The following is a 13,393-nucleotide window of genomic DNA, read 5'->3' on the forward strand; positions in this document are numbered from 1 at the left end:
CAGGTCAGGCCTATCCGGTCGTAGGGGTTACCGGGGTGGTAGAGGGCTACACCGCCCCGCACGTGCGGTCCTGCCTGCTCGGGCTGCTCGCCGATCAGCCCGAGGCCCTGGTGGTCGACGTCCGGCAGCTCACCGCCGGTGCGCCCGACGCGGTCGCCGTGCTGACCGACCTCGCCCGGGACGCCGCCGACTGGCCGGGCTGTCACCTGCTGCTGAGTGCCGGCCCGGGCGCCTCGGCCTGGCGCGACACCGGCCTGCCGGTCTGGCCGACGCCCGAGGAGGCCATCGCCGCCCTCGGCGCCCCGGAGCCGCAGCGCTTCCTGCGGTCCCCGCTCGAGCCGGTCGTCGGGGCTGCCCGGCGTTCGCGGGAGCTGGTCACCGAGGCGTGCGCCCGCTGGGACCTGCCGGATCTGGCCGGCCCCGCCTGCATCGTGGTCACCGAGATGGTCAACAACGTGGTCGCGCACGCGCACACCTCGATGACGGTGCTGTTCGCCCTGCGCGGCGAGAGCATGTCGGTGGCTGTTCGCGACCACTCCACGCACGTGCCCCGCTTCACCGGCAGCCCGGTCCCGGTGACCTCGTACGGCGGCCGCGGCCTGCTGCTGATCGACTCGGTGGCGCAGCGCTGGGGCAGTCTGCCGCTGGACGACGGCAAGGTCGTGTGGGCCGTGCTGGACGCCGGTGAGTCCGCCGGTCAACTGCCCAGCACAGGCTTGGCGGGCCACGCGCGCGGGTAGATTGCGGGACATGCGAGACAACGACTACCCGACCGAGGTGTCCGACCCGGAGGCCTCCGGGCTGCCCGAGACCGCGGACGACGACTCGAACGCGTACGACTCGGTGGAGAGCACCCGGTGGGCCGACGGTGCCGATCCGGCGGCGCTCGCGGGTGTCGGCCCCGGCGGTTCCAACCGCTACGGCGACACCGCCGAGGAGGCCCGTCAGGGCGAGCCGCTGGACTACCGGCTGCGCCAGGAGGAGCCCGACGTCGGCGCCGAGGACCCGCTGCCGGTCGAGCGGGACCCGATCGACGAGACCGTCGACTCCTCCGAGCAGCGCCGGTTCGACGCGGACGTGTGGGGCGCGAGCCCGACCTCCGACCCGAATTCCGCGGTGTCGCTCTACGACGACGGCCAGCTCGACGCGGACGACCCGCGGCCGGTGGGCCGGCTGGTGGAGACCGACGAGGGCTACGGCAGCGACGACGAGGCCGACAGCATCGCGTACGACGCCGGCGCGTCCGGTGGCGGCGCCAGCGCGGAAGAGCTGGCCATGCACGAGACCAACGCGCCCGACTACCGCTAGTCCAGCCCCTGCTCGATGGCGTAACGGGTGAGCTCGACCCGGTTGTGCAGCTGGAGCTTGCCGAGCGTGTTCTGCACGTGGTTCTGCACGGTGCGGTGGCTGAGGACGAGCCGGTCGGCGATCTGCCGGTACGACAGGCCCTTGGCCACCAGCCGCAGCACCTCGGTCTCGCGCTCGGTGAGCTTCGGTGTCATGCCGTCCGCGGCGGGCGGCTCGACGGCCAGCCGGCGGAACTCGCCGAGCACCAGCCCGGCCAGCCCGGCCGTGAAGACGGTGTCCCCGGCGGCGGTGCGGCTCACCGCGTCCAGGAATTCGGCCTGGGCGGCGGACTTGAGCAGATAACCGCTCGCCCCGGCCTTGACCGCGTCGAGCACGCTCTGCTGCTCGCCGCTGGCCGAGAGCATCAGCACCCGGACGCCGGGCACCGCCTCCAGCAGGCCGTTGATCACTTCGACGCCGGACACGTCCGGCAGTTGCAGGTCGAGCACGACCACGTCCGGGCGGGCCGCCGCGGCGATCCGGACCGCCTGGCGCCCCTCGCCGGTCGTCGCGACCACGTCGTAGCCGGCCGCGGTCAGGTCGCGGCTGACCCCCTCGCGCCACATCGGGTGATCGTCCACGACCATGACCCGGGTCCTCGGTGCCTCTGTCACCGGCTCAGCCTATCGATGCCCGCGGCACGCTCAGCTCCACCTCGGTGCCCTGCCCGGGCGCGGAGGTGATCCGCACGGTGCCGCGCAGGTCGGCGATCCGGCCGCGGATCGACTGGGCCACTCCGAGCCGGCCCTGCTCCTCCGCCTGGGCGAACCGCTCGGGCGGGACTCCGCAGCCCTCGTCGCGCACGCTCACGGTCACCTCGGCGGGCTCGTCCTCGACCAGCACCCACGCCTTGGTGCCCGGCTCGCAGTGCCGCACCACGTTGTCCAGGGCGGCGCCGACGGCGGCCGCCAGCTCGGTCGCCACCCGCGAGGGCAGGCGGACCGCGCCGGCCGGGGCGGCGACCGACACCGTGGCCGACGCGTACGGGTCGAGCAACGTGATCAGATCCACCTCGGCGTGCTCGTCGACCGGTTCCGCCGTCCGCCCGGTGACCAGGGTGCGCAGCGCCGCCTCCTGTTCACCGGCCAGCCGGGCCAGCTCGCCGGCCTCCCCGTCCAGGCCGGCCCCGCGCCGTTTGACCAGCGCGAGCACCTGGAGCACCGAGTCGTGGATGTCGCGGGCCAGCCGTTCGCGTTCCCGGATGGTCGCCTCGAGCTGGATGGCTCGTTCCAGGCGCTGCTGCGACCGCTGGGCGATGCCGACCAGGTAACCGACCGCCGTCGCGGCCAGCACCATGAGCACCGTGCCGGTGAACGCGGCCTGGTCGTAGTGGGCGCGGACGGTCAGGTCGGTGGCGCCCATGGCCAGCGCCGCCGCGATGCCCCAGCGCCGGCCGCCGGCCACGGCCCAGGCGATCACCGGGGCGACGTGCCAGGCCACGGCCAGGGTCGGCAGGCCGGCCTCGAGCCCGGCCCGGCCCACCACCCAGAGGCTGGCGGCCATCACGCCCATGGTGACCAGCAGGTCGACCACCAGCAGGGGTGGCCGGCGCCGGGCCGGTACGGCGTACGCGTACGTGGTGAACACCGTCCAGGCGGCCACCACCGCGAGCGCCGGCCAGGCCAGCATGGGCCGTTCGTAGGCCCCGACGTTGCGGACCACCAGGACGGCCACGTAGACCAGGGCGGCGATCCGGTACACCGCGATCGCCCGCCACAGCGGGTTCTGCAGCCCGCTCGATTGCGCCATGGGCCGACGATCCCACACCGCCGCCCACAGGTACCTCCGCTCGCCCAGCGGAATGATCAGACGTCGCCTACGGTCGAGTCATCGGTACGGAAGCATTGATCTCAGAGGCGTTCGACCGTAGCCGGATCACCGCGCTGCGGCATGCCGTCGCGGCCCGCGCCGAGGAGGCGGGCATGACCGGGGCCCGGCTGGACGATTTTGTGGTGGCCGTCAACGAGCTGCTCACCAACGCGGTGCGGCACGGCGGCGGCACCGGGCATCTCGGTCTCTGGGCCCAGGACGGTTCGGTTTTCTGCGACGTGACCGACCACGGCGCCGGCCTGACGGCGCTGATCCCGCACAAGCCGCCACCGGACCAACCGGGCGGCTGGGGCCTTTGGCTGGTCCGGGAGCTGACGGACACATGTGAGATCAAAACCGGACCTGACGGTACGGCCGTACGCATTTCCAGCCGCACCGACGCGAAATCCTGAATCTTTTTTTAATTTCGGCTCTTCCGACTTGACGTTTGCCCGCAGATCTTCTTATGTCTCTGCTGACGCTTCAGCATCATTGCCCCCCGGAGGTTTCCCCGTGCCGCGACACAGCGCGCCGCAGCAGCCCACGTGGCTGCGCCCCCGACTAGTCGTCGCATTCGTGGTCGCGACCGCCGGACTGGTGACCGCCGTCTGGCTGCCGACCCGCAACGACAGCGCGGACGCCGCGGAGCGCAACCGCAGCACCGACCGGCTGAGCCGGTCACTGCCCGCCTTCGCCGACGACTTCTCCGGCCGGCGCGGCAGCACGGTCGATCCGGGCAAGTGGGCGCTGCGCACCGACCGGGTCAACAGCGGGGTGCAGTTCAGCCAGAGCGTGCGCAACGCCCGGCTGGACGGCGACGGCAAGCTCGTGATCGTCATGCGTGACGAGGGCCGGGAGGCCTCCTTCTCCACGGCCCGGCTTTACACCCGAGGAACGCTGCGCGGCACCGCCGGCCACGTCGAGGCGCGGATCAAGGTGCCCGCCGACGAGGGGCTGCGGCCGACCTTCGAGCTCGTCAGCGCGGTGCGGACCAGCACCGGCGCGCTGAACCTGCTGGCCGACCCGGTCAAGGACGACAACTTCCACACGTACGCGGTGGACTGGAAGCCGGGCGAGGTGACCTTCTCCGTCGACGGCTCGCCGGTCCGGCGGGAGCCGCTGCGCGGCGTGGACACCGGGCAGCCGTTCCGGCTGGCGCTGAGCCTCATCGTCGGCGACAACCGCCGCGGCGTCGATCTCCCGGCGCGGATGGTGGTCGACTCGGTCAGCTTCTCCGGGGCCGACGCCTCGGCCGAGCCGCCCGCCACCACGCCGCCGACCAGCGAGGTGCCCACGACCCCGCCGGCCGGCGAGCCGACGACCGCCCCCACGACCGAGCCGCCCACCAGCGAGCCGACGACCCCGCCCACGACGACCCCGCCGGCTGCTACCACGCCGCCCACGACCCCGCCGACGTCGGCTCCGCCGGCCGCTGCGGAGTGGGCGCCGTTCACCGACTACGTCGCCGGGCAGCTGGTCACCTTCAAGAAGGTCGAATACCAGGTGCTGGAGACGCACACGTCGTTGCCCGGCTGGGAGCCGACCGCGCTGCCGGCGCTCTTCAAGAAGGTCTGACCGGGGCAAAGCGTTATCGGGGGTTCCGGAACCAGTCTCCCTTGACTGACACCGGTGAATCTGTAAACACTGCTAAAAGTGTTAACAACCTCTTCCCCCGGAGGCTCAATCCCCCATGCGAAAAACCCGCATTCTGCTCGCGGCGGCAGTCGTCGCCGCGACCCTCACCAGCGGCCTTGTGGCCGCTTCCCGCAACGACACGGCTGACGCCGCCATCGGCGGCATCACCTGGCAGGACGAGTTCAACGGCGCGGCCAACACCCCGATCGACGCCAGCAAGTGGAAGTTCGACATCGGCGGCAGCGGCTGGGGCAACAACGAGCAGCAGTACTACACGAACTCGACCAGCAATGTCCGGCAGGACGGGCAGGGTCACCTGGCGATCACCGCCCGCAAGGAGAACCCGGCCAACTACCAGTGCCACTACGGCACCTGCCAGTACACGTCGGGCCGGATCCTGACCGCCGACAAGTTCTCCCAGCGGTACGGCCGGTTCGAGGCCAGCATCAAGATCCCCAAGGGCCAGGGCATCTGGCCGGCGTTCTGGATGCTGGGCGGCAACAACTGGCCGACCACCGGCGAGATCGACATCATGGAGAACGTCGGCAAGGAGCCGAACACGGTGCACGGCACCGTGCACGGCCCCGGCTACTCCGGCGCCGAGGGCATCGGCGGTGGCCGCACGATCGGCGGCGCGCTGGGTGACGCGTTCCACACGTACGCCGTGGAGTGGTCGCCCAACCTCATCGTCTGGTTCCTCGACGGCGCGGAGTACTTCCGGATCACGCCGGCCAGCCTCGGCGGCGACCAGTGGGTCTTCGACCACAACTTCTTCATGATCCTGAACGTGGCGGTCGGCGGTTACTGGCCCGGCTACCCGGACGGCAGCACGCAGTTCCCGCAGACCATGCTGGTCGACTACGTCCGCGTCTCGGCGTGGACCGACGGCGGCACCACCCCGCCGCCGGCCACCGGCGGCACCGCGCTGCGGTCCAACTTCAGCAACCGCTGCATCGACATCCCCGGCGGCAACGCCGTCGACGGTGCCCGGCTGCAGCTGTGGGAGTGCAACGGCAGCAACGCGCAGAAGTGGGCGCCGAACGGCGACGGCACGCTGCGGGGCCTGGGCAAGTGCATGGACCCGGCCGGCGGCGCGCTGACCAACGGCACCCCGATCCAGCTGGTCACCTGCAACGGCAACCCGGTGCAGCGGTTCACCCTGTCGGCCGCGGGTGACCTGGTCAACGTCTCGGCCAACAAATGCGTCGACGTGAAGGACTGGAACAGCGCCAACGGAGCCCAGTTGCAGCTGTGGGACTGCGGCGGCACCACGAACCAGAAGTGGACCAAGGTCTGACGCTGTTTGCGTACGACCGTTACTCTGCCGCCCGGGCCGCTTCGGCGACCCGGGCGGCATTGATTGTCTTCTCACCGTGGAACGGATCTCCTTGATGCGCGGACGCGACCACCACTTCGTCACGAACGTGTCCTCGCTGCTGGTATGCGGCTTACTGGCCGGCGTCGCCGTGGCCGCGGCCGCGTTCCCCGCCGTGGCCATGTCGGGCCTGGCCGCCAAGGCCGGCGGCGAAGCCTTCGAGAATCTGCCCAGCCAGCTCAAGCAGGCCACCGCCCCGCAGCTGACCCGGGTCTTCGCGGCCGACAACAAGACGCTGATCACGGTGTTCTACGACGAGTTCCGCAGCGAGGTCGGGCTCAAGAACATCTCGATCAACATGCAGAACGCCATCGTCGCCGCCGAGGACCACCAGTTCTTCAAGCACAACGGCGTCGACCTCAAGGGCTCCGTACGCGCCCTGGTCAACAACAAGCAGGGCGGCGACAAGCAGGGCGCCTCGACCCTGACCATGCAGCTGGTGAAGATGTCCCTGGCGTACTCGGCGAGCACCCCGCAGGAGGTCGTGGACGCCACCGAGGACACCACCACCCGCAAGGTCACCGAGATGAAGTACGCCATGCAGCTGGAGAAGGAGCTGACCAAGCAGCAGATCCTGGAGCGCTACCTGAACGCGGCGCCCTTCGGCAACGGCTCGTACGGCATCTTCGCCGCCAGCCAGGTGTACTTCAAGAAGCAGCCCAAGGACCTCACCGTGGCCGAGTCGGCCCTGCTGGCCAGCATGGTCAAGGCGCCCAGCGGCTTCGACCCGACCACCCCGCGCGGCTACCCCCGGGCGCTGGACCGGCGCAACTGGGTGATCGGCAACATGCGCGACCTCGGCTACATCACCCCCGAGGCGGCGGCCGCCGCGATCAAGGTCAAGCTCGGCCGGACCACCCAGCGCACCGGCAACGGCTGCGCGTCCGTGCAGACCAACCACTGGGGCTTCTTCTGCGACTACTTCTACCGGTGGTGGCTCAGCCGGCCGGAGTTCGGCCGGACCGTGTACGACCGTGAGCGGCGGCTCAAGAGCGGCGGCTACCGGATCCAGAGCTCGCTGGACATCAAGGCGCAGGCGGCCACCCGCAAGAACATCACCGACAAGATCGGCATCAACAACCGCGACGCCCTGCTGCTCGCCGCCGTCCAGCCGGGCACCGGGCGGGTCCGCGCCCTGGCCGCCAACCGCCGCTTCAAGCTGGACGTCGAGCACAACAAGATGTCCTCGGATCCCAAGAAGGCCGCCAAGAACATCCGGGGTACCTACCCCAACACCACCAACCCGCTGCTCACCGGCGGTGGCGACATCACCGGATACCAGGCCGGGTCGGTGTTCAAGATGTTCACGATGGTGGCGGCGCTGGAGAACGGCTACCCGCCGTCGTACCCGATCAACACCACGTACCAGTACAAGTCCGGTTACCGGGACACCGGGCCGGCCTCGTGCGGCGGCGGGTACTGGTGCCCCACGAACGCGTCGAAGAGCGAGAAGGGCTCGTACAACATGTGGACCGGGTTCGGGGCCTCGGTCAACACGTTCTTCGTGCCGCTGGAGGAGAGCGTCGGCGCGGACAAGGTGGTCGACGTCGCGCAGCGCTTCGGGGTGCAGTTCCGCTCCCCGAAGGAGAAGGAGATGGCCACCAAGAACGCGAAGGACTGGGGCGCGTTCACCCTCGGTGTGTCGGCCTCGACCCCGCTGGAGATGGCCAACGCCTACGCGACGCTGGCCGCCGACGGCAAGTACTGCTCGCCCACCCCGGTCCAGCAGATCTCCACGGCCAAGGGCGAGAAGCTCGACGTCGGCAAGCCCAACTGCCGGCAGGCCACCAAGCCGGACGTGGCCCGGATGGCGATCGACGCGGCTCGCTGCCCGGTCGGCGACTTCGCCCAGCTGGGCAGCTGCAAGGGCCGCACGGCCGGCGCCGCCCGGGGCGCGGTGGGTCACCCGATCTTCGGCAAGACCGGCACCACCGACAACGACAAGACCGCGTCACTGATCATCGGGACGACGTCCATGGTCGTGGCCGGTTACCTGGTCAACCCGGACTACCAGGACCACCCGTACCGGCTGAGCCACTCCATCGTCAACCCGGCGGTCTGGGAGACCATGCACGACATCATGAAGGGCAAGCCGAGGGAGCAGTTCAAGAAGCCCTCCGGCGACAAGCTGCCCGAGGGTGAGCAACGCTCGATCCCGGACGTGAAGTGCCTCAGCGTCGCCGCGGCGACCAGCAAGGTCAAGGGCGCGGGCTTCATCGTGGGCCCGGGCACGGAGATCGCGTCGGACTGCCCGGCCGGTGAGGCCGCGGGCACCGCACCGGAGGGCCGGACCATCGAGGGCGGCTTCGTGAGCATCCAGATCAGCAAGGGCAAGGAAGACGCCGGCAAGAAGGACCCGAAGAAGGACGACAAGAAGCCCGGCAACGGCTGACGCGGCCGGTCAGCGGGTCGTGAAGCTGTCGCCGTAGACGCGCCAGCTGAGCGGCCCGTTCAGGTCCAGGTTGCTGGCCTTCAGGAACAGCCGCTGCGCCGTCTCGACCCGGGTCACGTCGCTGTGCGCCTCCTCGGTGCGCATCTCCTTGACCCGGGCGTCCAGGAACGCGTTGAGCCACACCAGTTCGTCGCCACCCTGCTTCGGCGTCTTGGCCTTGCGCATGGCGTCGGCGCGGATGCTGCGCAGCCCGGACTGACCGTGCATCACCGCCGCGTCGTAGTAGACGAACTGGCCCAGGGCGCGTACCCGGTCCGCCGAGGCCAGGGCGACCGCCGGATCGAAGTACATCCGGTCCCGCTCGTCCTCCTGGGTCTTCTGGAACGCCGGGTCGGCGGCGGCCGCCTTCCAGGCGGCCGGGAAGCCGGGGTCGAGCCCGGCGTGCGAGTCCGACCCGTCGACGGTACGCAGCGCCGGCAGATACTTCGCCAGCTTGTTGCCGGGCACCCGGCGGGTGTACTCGGTCACCAGCGCCAGCATGTCCGAGGTGCCGGAGCAGAAACCGACGATGCCGCCGGTGTAGCCGCGCCCGTCGCCGATGTCCTCCAGGTAGCCGAACTGGCCGCGCCAGTTCAGCGTCGAGTTCTCCGCGCTGGAGACCAGTTGCAGCGCGATGGCCTTCTTCCGCGGGTCGGCGAGACCGGCGGCGAGCGAGGACGCGGCCACCGAGGGCGTGCCCTCCTTGACCGGTGCGGCCGGGCCGGGCCCGAAGGCCTGCACCTCGTAGAGCGAGTAGCCGCTCGCGGCGCCCGGCTGGGTGGCGAGCACCCGCAGGTAGCGGCCGGTGCCGTTGAGCTTCCTGAGGTCGTCGGTGCCGCCGTCGCCGCTGCTCGTGCGGTAGAGGTCACGCCAGGCGGCGCCGTCACTCGAGACCTGGACGCGGTACGACTTCGCGTACCCGCCGTCCCAGCGCAGCCGCACCCGGCTGACGTCCTGGGCTTTGCCGAGGTCGACGCGCAGCCACTGGGAGCCGGCCGCACCGGCCGCCCCGCGGGTGCTCGCGAAGCCGTCCACCGCCTTGGCAGCGTCCTGAGCGGCGCCGGAAACGGTCGACGCGGCGACCGGACGGCCCTTGGAGAGCAACACGTCCGGCGCCGCGTCGGCGGTGACGGTGATGACCAGGGGCACGGTGCAGACCGCGGTTATCCCCGTGCCCAGCGCGATCGCTTTCGCCCGGATACCCACCCCTCCAAGCTAGGTGGGCGGGCTCAGCGACGTTTGCGGTTCCGGGAAATCAGCACGACGGCCAGCACGATGCCGCCGACCACGAGCAGGCAGCACAGGCCGCCGAAAATGGGGAAGAAACCGAAGCCGCCGCGGCGCCGCCGCGAACGCGCCGCCTCGACCGCGAGCTCGGCCGTGCCGTTGCTCGCCGCCCAGGCGTGAACCGGGATGACCAGCGTCAGGACGGCGCCCGTCACGGCGGCGCTGAGCCGTGACCACCACTTCACTGCAGAAGACATGCGTTCCATCTTGGCCGACACCCGCAAGACCCGCATGACCGGACTACCGCCGACAGGGCAGGGTATGACCCAGCGGAATCGAACGAGGGGACGGGGATGGACGCGGATCTGACTGCTCTGGCCGAGGCGCACGGCGTGGCGACCTGGTACGAGGACTGGCATCGCGAGCGCAAGGACGTGTCGCCGGAGTCGGTGATCGGCGTCCTCGGCCTGCTCGGTGTCGACGCCGGCTCCCCGGCGTCGGTGGCCGCCGAGCTGGCCGAGATCCGGACCGCCCGTGAGCAGCACCGGCTCCCGGGCACCGTGGTCGTCCGGCAGGGCGGCACCCAGCCGCTCAGCGGCACGATCCGGCTGGAGGACGGCACCCGGGTGCAGGCCGACGGTGAGCTCCCCCGCGACCTGCCGCTGGGCTGGCACCGGCTGGTCACCGACGAGCAGGACGTGACGCTGGTCGTGGTCCCCACCGAGCTGCCCGAGCCGCCGGAGACCTGGGGCTGGATGCTGCAGCTCTACGCCCTGCACTCGGCCGCCTCGTGGGGCATGGGCGACCTCGGTGACCTGCGCACCTTCGTCGAGGGCAGCCACGGCGCCGGGCTGGTGCTGCTCAACCCGCTGCACGCGATCACCCCCACGCTGCCGGTGCCGGCGTCGCCGTACTCGCCGTCGAGCCGCCGGTTCGCCAACCCGCTGTATCTGCGGGTCGCCGACACCGACGCGTACCGCCGGGCCGATCCCGCCCTGCGGGAGCAGGTCGACGCCCTGCGCCCGGCACCGGCCGCCGACGGCCTCATCGACTACACCGCGGTCTGGCAGGCCAAGCGGGCCGCGCTGGAGCTGCTCTGGCCGCTCGCCGGCGAGGTGGACCTGACCGCCGATCCCGGGCTGACCGACTTCGCCACCTTCTGCGCGCTCGCCGAGGTGCACGGGCCGAACTGGCAGCAGTGGCCGGCCGAGTTCCGGCGCCCGGACTCCCCCGCGGTGCTGGCCGCCCGCACCGGCGACCGGGTCGCCTTCCACGTCTGGCTCCAGCAGCTGCTCGAGGACCAGCTCGGCGCGGCCAACCAGGCCGCCCGCGACGCCGGGATGCCGGTCGGCATCGTGCACGACCTCGCCGTCGGCATCGATCCCAGCGGCGCCGACGGCTGGCTGCTGCAGGACGTGCTGGCCGCCGGGGTGCACACCGGCGCCCCGCCGGACGCGTTCAACCAGCTCGGCCAGGACTGGGGGCTCGCCGCGTGGCGGCCCGACCAGCTCATCGAGACCGGCTACGCCGCGTACCGGGACATGCTCCAGCGGATCTTCCGGCGCGCGGGCGGCCTGCGGGTCGACCACGTGGCCGGGCTGTGGCGGCTCTGGTGGGTGCCGCCGGGCATGGGCGCGGCCGAGGGCACGTACGTGCACTACGACCCGGAGGCCATGCTCGGCATCCTGGCGCTGGAGGCGCACCGGGCCGGCGCGGTGGTGATCGGTGAGGACCTCGGCACCGTGCTGCCGGTGGTCACCGAGACGCTGGAACGCATGAACATGCTCGGCTCGGCGGTGCTGTGGTTCACCCGCGACTACGACGACCCGGCCGAGGGCTACCTCAGCGCGGCGGACTACCCCCGCAACGCCCTGGCCACCATCTCCACCCACGACCTGCCGACCGCGGCCGGTTTCCTGGTCGGCGAGCAGGTCCGGGTCCGCGCCGAGCTCGGTCAGCTGGCCGGGCCGGTCGAGGACGAGCAGGAGTTCGCCGACAAGGACCGGGCCCAGCTGCTCTTCCGGCTCACCGAGGAGGGCCTGATCACGCCGGACACCCCGGCGACCGAGATCATCGTGGCGATGCACGAGTTCCTGGCCCGTACGCCCTGCCGGTTCATCACCGCGTCGCTCTACGACGTGCTGGGCGAGCTGCGGCAGCCCAACCTGCCGGGCACCACGGACGAGTACCCGAACTGGCGGATCCCGCTCACGGCTAGCCTGGAGGAGATCCTCGCCGACCCGCGGGTGGCCCGGATCGCCGAGGTGCTGAGCGCGAAGAAGGGGACGGCCGCATGAGCTTCCTGGACAAGGCGAAGGATTTCGCCGACAAGCACGACAAGCAGGTCGACCAGATCCTCGAGAAGGTCGGCGACGAGGTCGACAAGCGCACCGGCCACAAGTACACGACCCACATCGACAAGGGCGTGGACGAGGCGCAGAAGCGCACCGGCGAGGGAGACACCCGGGCCTGAGGTTTGCTGCCACCGAGCCCGGGCAACCCGTCCGTAACAACGGAAGGGATCTGACATGGGCTTCATGGACAAGGCCAAGGACTTCGCCGACCAGCACGACGAGCAGGTCGACAAGGGCCTCGACAAGGCCGGTGACCAGGTCGACGACCGCACCGGCAACAAGTACTCGGACCAGATCGACAAGGGCGTGGACCAGGCGCAGACCCGTACCGGTCAGGGCGACACGACCCAGCAGTGACCTTCGCCTTCCGGGGCCGCTCGCAGCTCAGCTCGCGAGCGGCTCCGGCGGCGGGTCGTCGTCGAGCGCGAAGAGCATGGGATGCACCGCCAGGCGGTGGTCCCGTTCCCGGCAGCGCGACGGCGGCAGCAAGGACGAGCGGTGCTCCGGGTGCTCCCCGCAGTGCCGCATCGCCCGGGTGATCGCGTCGCTGTGGTGCCGGCCCCCGCCGTACTCACCGCAGCTGTCGCAGTCCCAGCGCCAGTAGGCCGGCCCGTCCTCCGACTCGTGCCGCCGGATCTTGAGCGGCGGTCCCGCCCGGTGCTGGGCGGCGGCGAGGATGGCCGCCATGTCATCGGCCGGCGGCGGCCCGGCGGCCCGCACCGGCCCGTTGCCGATGATCTCGGCCAGCGCGCTGGTCCCCGTACCCGACACCACTCACCTCCACGTTGGTTGGTCGGGCCCAGTGTGGACCGCGGCCCACCGTCCGCATGACAGGTTTCACGTATAAGGGCGTCTTCGTTCACTCGCAGTGGTGCACCGGAAACGCTCGGCATCTTCCGGCCCGCCCTCCCGGTGTTACCGTGGTCGATCGGCGGTGCTCGGAGGTGGCCAGGTGCAGGGAAGCGGCGCAGCCGCCGACGCGCGTCCGGCGTTCACCCACTCGGCCTTCTTCTACGACTCCGACACCGCGTACGGCAGCACCCTGGCCGCCTTCGTCCGCGACGGGCTGGCCCGGGACGAGGCCGTCGCGGTCGCGGCCAACGCCCACTGCACCGGCCTGCTGCGCGACGCCCTGGCCGCCGACGCCGCCGAGGTGCGGTTCCTGCCGGCCGACGAGTGGTACGTCCGCCCGGTGCGCACCATCGCCGGCTGGTC

General features: G+C 71.2%; 15 protein-coding genes. 10 read left to right on the forward strand and 5 right to left on the reverse strand.

Translation table 11 applies throughout. From position 1 onward, the window contains the following. Both AB0C29_RS12470 and AB0C29_RS12475 read left to right on the forward strand, forming a co-directional pair. Positions 1–740: ATP-binding protein (locus AB0C29_RS12470; protein WP_360819133.1), on the forward strand; the 740-nt coding region annotated here is incomplete at its 5' end. A gap of 10 nt (positions 741–750) precedes the next feature. Then, entirely contained in the window at positions 751–1,308 is a 558-nt protein-coding gene (locus AB0C29_RS12475) for a DUF5709 domain-containing protein (protein ID WP_360819136.1), read from the forward strand. Here the strand turns inward: AB0C29_RS12475 and AB0C29_RS12480 are convergent. Together AB0C29_RS12480 and AB0C29_RS12485 are read right to left on the reverse strand one after the other, a co-directional pair. Further along, positions 1,305–1,934, reverse strand: a complete 630-nt coding sequence (locus AB0C29_RS12480; RefSeq protein ID WP_360819168.1) for a response regulator transcription factor — start codon at positions 1,932–1,934, stop codon at positions 1,305–1,307. The genes AB0C29_RS12475 and AB0C29_RS12480 overlap by 4 nt on opposite strands. A 31-nt stretch (positions 1,935–1,965) precedes the next feature. Continuing rightward, entirely contained in the window at positions 1,966–3,096 is a 1,131-nt protein-coding gene (locus AB0C29_RS12485) for a MacS family sensor histidine kinase (protein WP_360819139.1), read from the reverse strand. 95 nt (positions 3,097–3,191) lie between these two features. On the opposite strand from AB0C29_RS12485, the gene AB0C29_RS12490 reads away from it, so the two are divergent. The 4 genes from AB0C29_RS12490 (at position 3,192) to AB0C29_RS12505 (ending at position 8,558) form a co-directional block, all read left to right on the forward strand. Then, on the forward strand, positions 3,192–3,569 hold the full coding sequence (locus tag AB0C29_RS12490; protein ID WP_360819142.1) for an ATP-binding protein: 378 nt from the start codon (positions 3,192–3,194) through the stop codon (positions 3,567–3,569). A gap of 100 nt (positions 3,570–3,669) precedes the next feature. Further along, positions 3,670–4,731: a carbohydrate-binding protein gene (locus AB0C29_RS12495; RefSeq protein ID WP_360819145.1), complete on the forward strand. Its 1,062-nt coding sequence runs from the start codon at positions 3,670–3,672 to the stop codon at positions 4,729–4,731. Positions 4,732–4,846: 115 nt separating this feature from the next. Further along, positions 4,847–6,088 carry a family 16 glycosylhydrolase gene (locus AB0C29_RS12500; RefSeq protein WP_360819148.1) on the forward strand — a complete coding sequence of 414 codons (1,242 nt, stop codon included), beginning with the start codon at positions 4,847–4,849 and terminating at the stop codon, positions 6,086–6,088. A 94-nt stretch (positions 6,089–6,182) separates the two neighbouring features. After that, positions 6,183–8,558: a transglycosylase domain-containing protein gene (locus AB0C29_RS12505; protein ID WP_360819151.1), complete on the forward strand. Its 2,376-nt coding sequence runs from the start codon at positions 6,183–6,185 to the stop codon at positions 8,556–8,558. A 9-nt stretch (positions 8,559–8,567) separates the two neighbouring features. Here AB0C29_RS12505 and AB0C29_RS12510 read toward each other — a convergent pair whose 3' ends face one another. Together AB0C29_RS12510 and AB0C29_RS12515 are read right to left on the reverse strand one after the other, a co-directional pair. Beyond that, positions 8,568–9,803 carry a chitosanase gene (locus AB0C29_RS12510; RefSeq protein WP_360819154.1) on the reverse strand — a complete coding sequence of 412 codons (1,236 nt, stop codon included), beginning with the start codon at positions 9,801–9,803 and terminating at the stop codon, positions 8,568–8,570. A gap of 23 nt (positions 9,804–9,826) precedes the next feature. After that, complete coding sequence (locus AB0C29_RS12515; RefSeq protein ID WP_360547025.1) at positions 9,827–10,081, reverse strand: hypothetical protein; 255 nt, start codon at positions 10,079–10,081, stop codon at positions 9,827–9,829. 96 nt (positions 10,082–10,177) lie between these two features. Here AB0C29_RS12515 and malQ point away from each other — a divergent pair, with 96 nt between their 5' ends. Genes malQ through AB0C29_RS12530 form a run of 3 tightly spaced genes read left to right on the forward strand, consistent with a single transcriptional unit; the run spans position 10,178 to position 12,535 of the window. After that, complete coding sequence (gene malQ / locus AB0C29_RS12520) at positions 10,178–12,121, forward strand: 4-alpha-glucanotransferase (RefSeq protein ID WP_360819157.1); 1,944 nt, start codon at positions 10,178–10,180, stop codon at positions 12,119–12,121. After that, positions 12,118–12,297, forward strand: a complete 180-nt coding sequence (locus AB0C29_RS12525) for an antitoxin (RefSeq protein ID WP_360819159.1) — start codon at positions 12,118–12,120, stop codon at positions 12,295–12,297. The genes malQ and AB0C29_RS12525 overlap by 4 nt, the downstream gene beginning before the upstream one ends. Before the next feature lie 55 nt (positions 12,298–12,352). Beyond that, positions 12,353–12,535, forward strand: coding sequence for an antitoxin (locus tag AB0C29_RS12530; protein ID WP_360544987.1), 183 nt, complete (start codon positions 12,353–12,355; stop codon positions 12,533–12,535). 27 nt (positions 12,536–12,562) lie between these two features. On the opposite strand, the gene AB0C29_RS12535 is transcribed toward AB0C29_RS12530, so the two are convergent. Beyond that, complete coding sequence (locus tag AB0C29_RS12535) at positions 12,563–12,949, reverse strand: hypothetical protein (RefSeq protein ID WP_360819162.1); 387 nt, start codon at positions 12,947–12,949, stop codon at positions 12,563–12,565. A gap of 181 nt (positions 12,950–13,130) precedes the next feature. Here AB0C29_RS12535 and AB0C29_RS12540 point away from each other — a divergent pair. Then, the coding region (locus tag AB0C29_RS12540; protein ID WP_360819165.1) for an MEDS domain-containing protein at positions 13,131–13,393 on the forward strand (263 nt) is incomplete at its 3' end.

The sequence above is a fragment of the Actinoplanes sp. NPDC048791 genome, from assembly GCF_040650095.1.
GTDB lineage: Bacteria > Actinomycetota > Actinomycetes > Mycobacteriales > Micromonosporaceae > Actinoplanes.

Bases quoted from the DNA above. Each gene is read 5' to 3' on its own strand.
- AB0C29_RS12485 (WP_360819139.1), bottom strand. From the start codon at position 3,096: ATGGCGCAATCGAGCGGGCTGCAGAACCCGCTGTGGCGGGCGATCGCG.
- AB0C29_RS12505 (WP_360819151.1), top strand. From the start codon at position 6,183: ATGCGCGGACGCGACCACCACTTCGTCACGAACGTGTCCTCGCTGCTG.
- AB0C29_RS12515 (WP_360547025.1), bottom strand. From the start codon at position 10,081: ATGTCTTCTGCAGTGAAGTGGTGGTCACGGCTCAGCGCCGCCGTGACG.
- AB0C29_RS12530 (WP_360544987.1), top strand. From the start codon at position 12,353: ATGGGCTTCATGGACAAGGCCAAGGACTTCGCCGACCAGCACGACGAG.
- AB0C29_RS12480 (WP_360819168.1), bottom strand. From the start codon at position 1,934: ATGGTCGTGGACGATCACCCGATGTGGCGCGAGGGGGTCAGCCGCGAC.
- AB0C29_RS12475 (WP_360819136.1), top strand. From the start codon at position 751: ATGCGAGACAACGACTACCCGACCGAGGTGTCCGACCCGGAGGCCTCC.
- malQ (WP_360819157.1), top strand. From the start codon at position 10,178: ATGGACGCGGATCTGACTGCTCTGGCCGAGGCGCACGGCGTGGCGACC.
- AB0C29_RS12500 (WP_360819148.1), top strand. From the start codon at position 4,847: ATGCGAAAAACCCGCATTCTGCTCGCGGCGGCAGTCGTCGCCGCGACC.
- AB0C29_RS12525 (WP_360819159.1), top strand. From the start codon at position 12,118: ATGAGCTTCCTGGACAAGGCGAAGGATTTCGCCGACAAGCACGACAAG.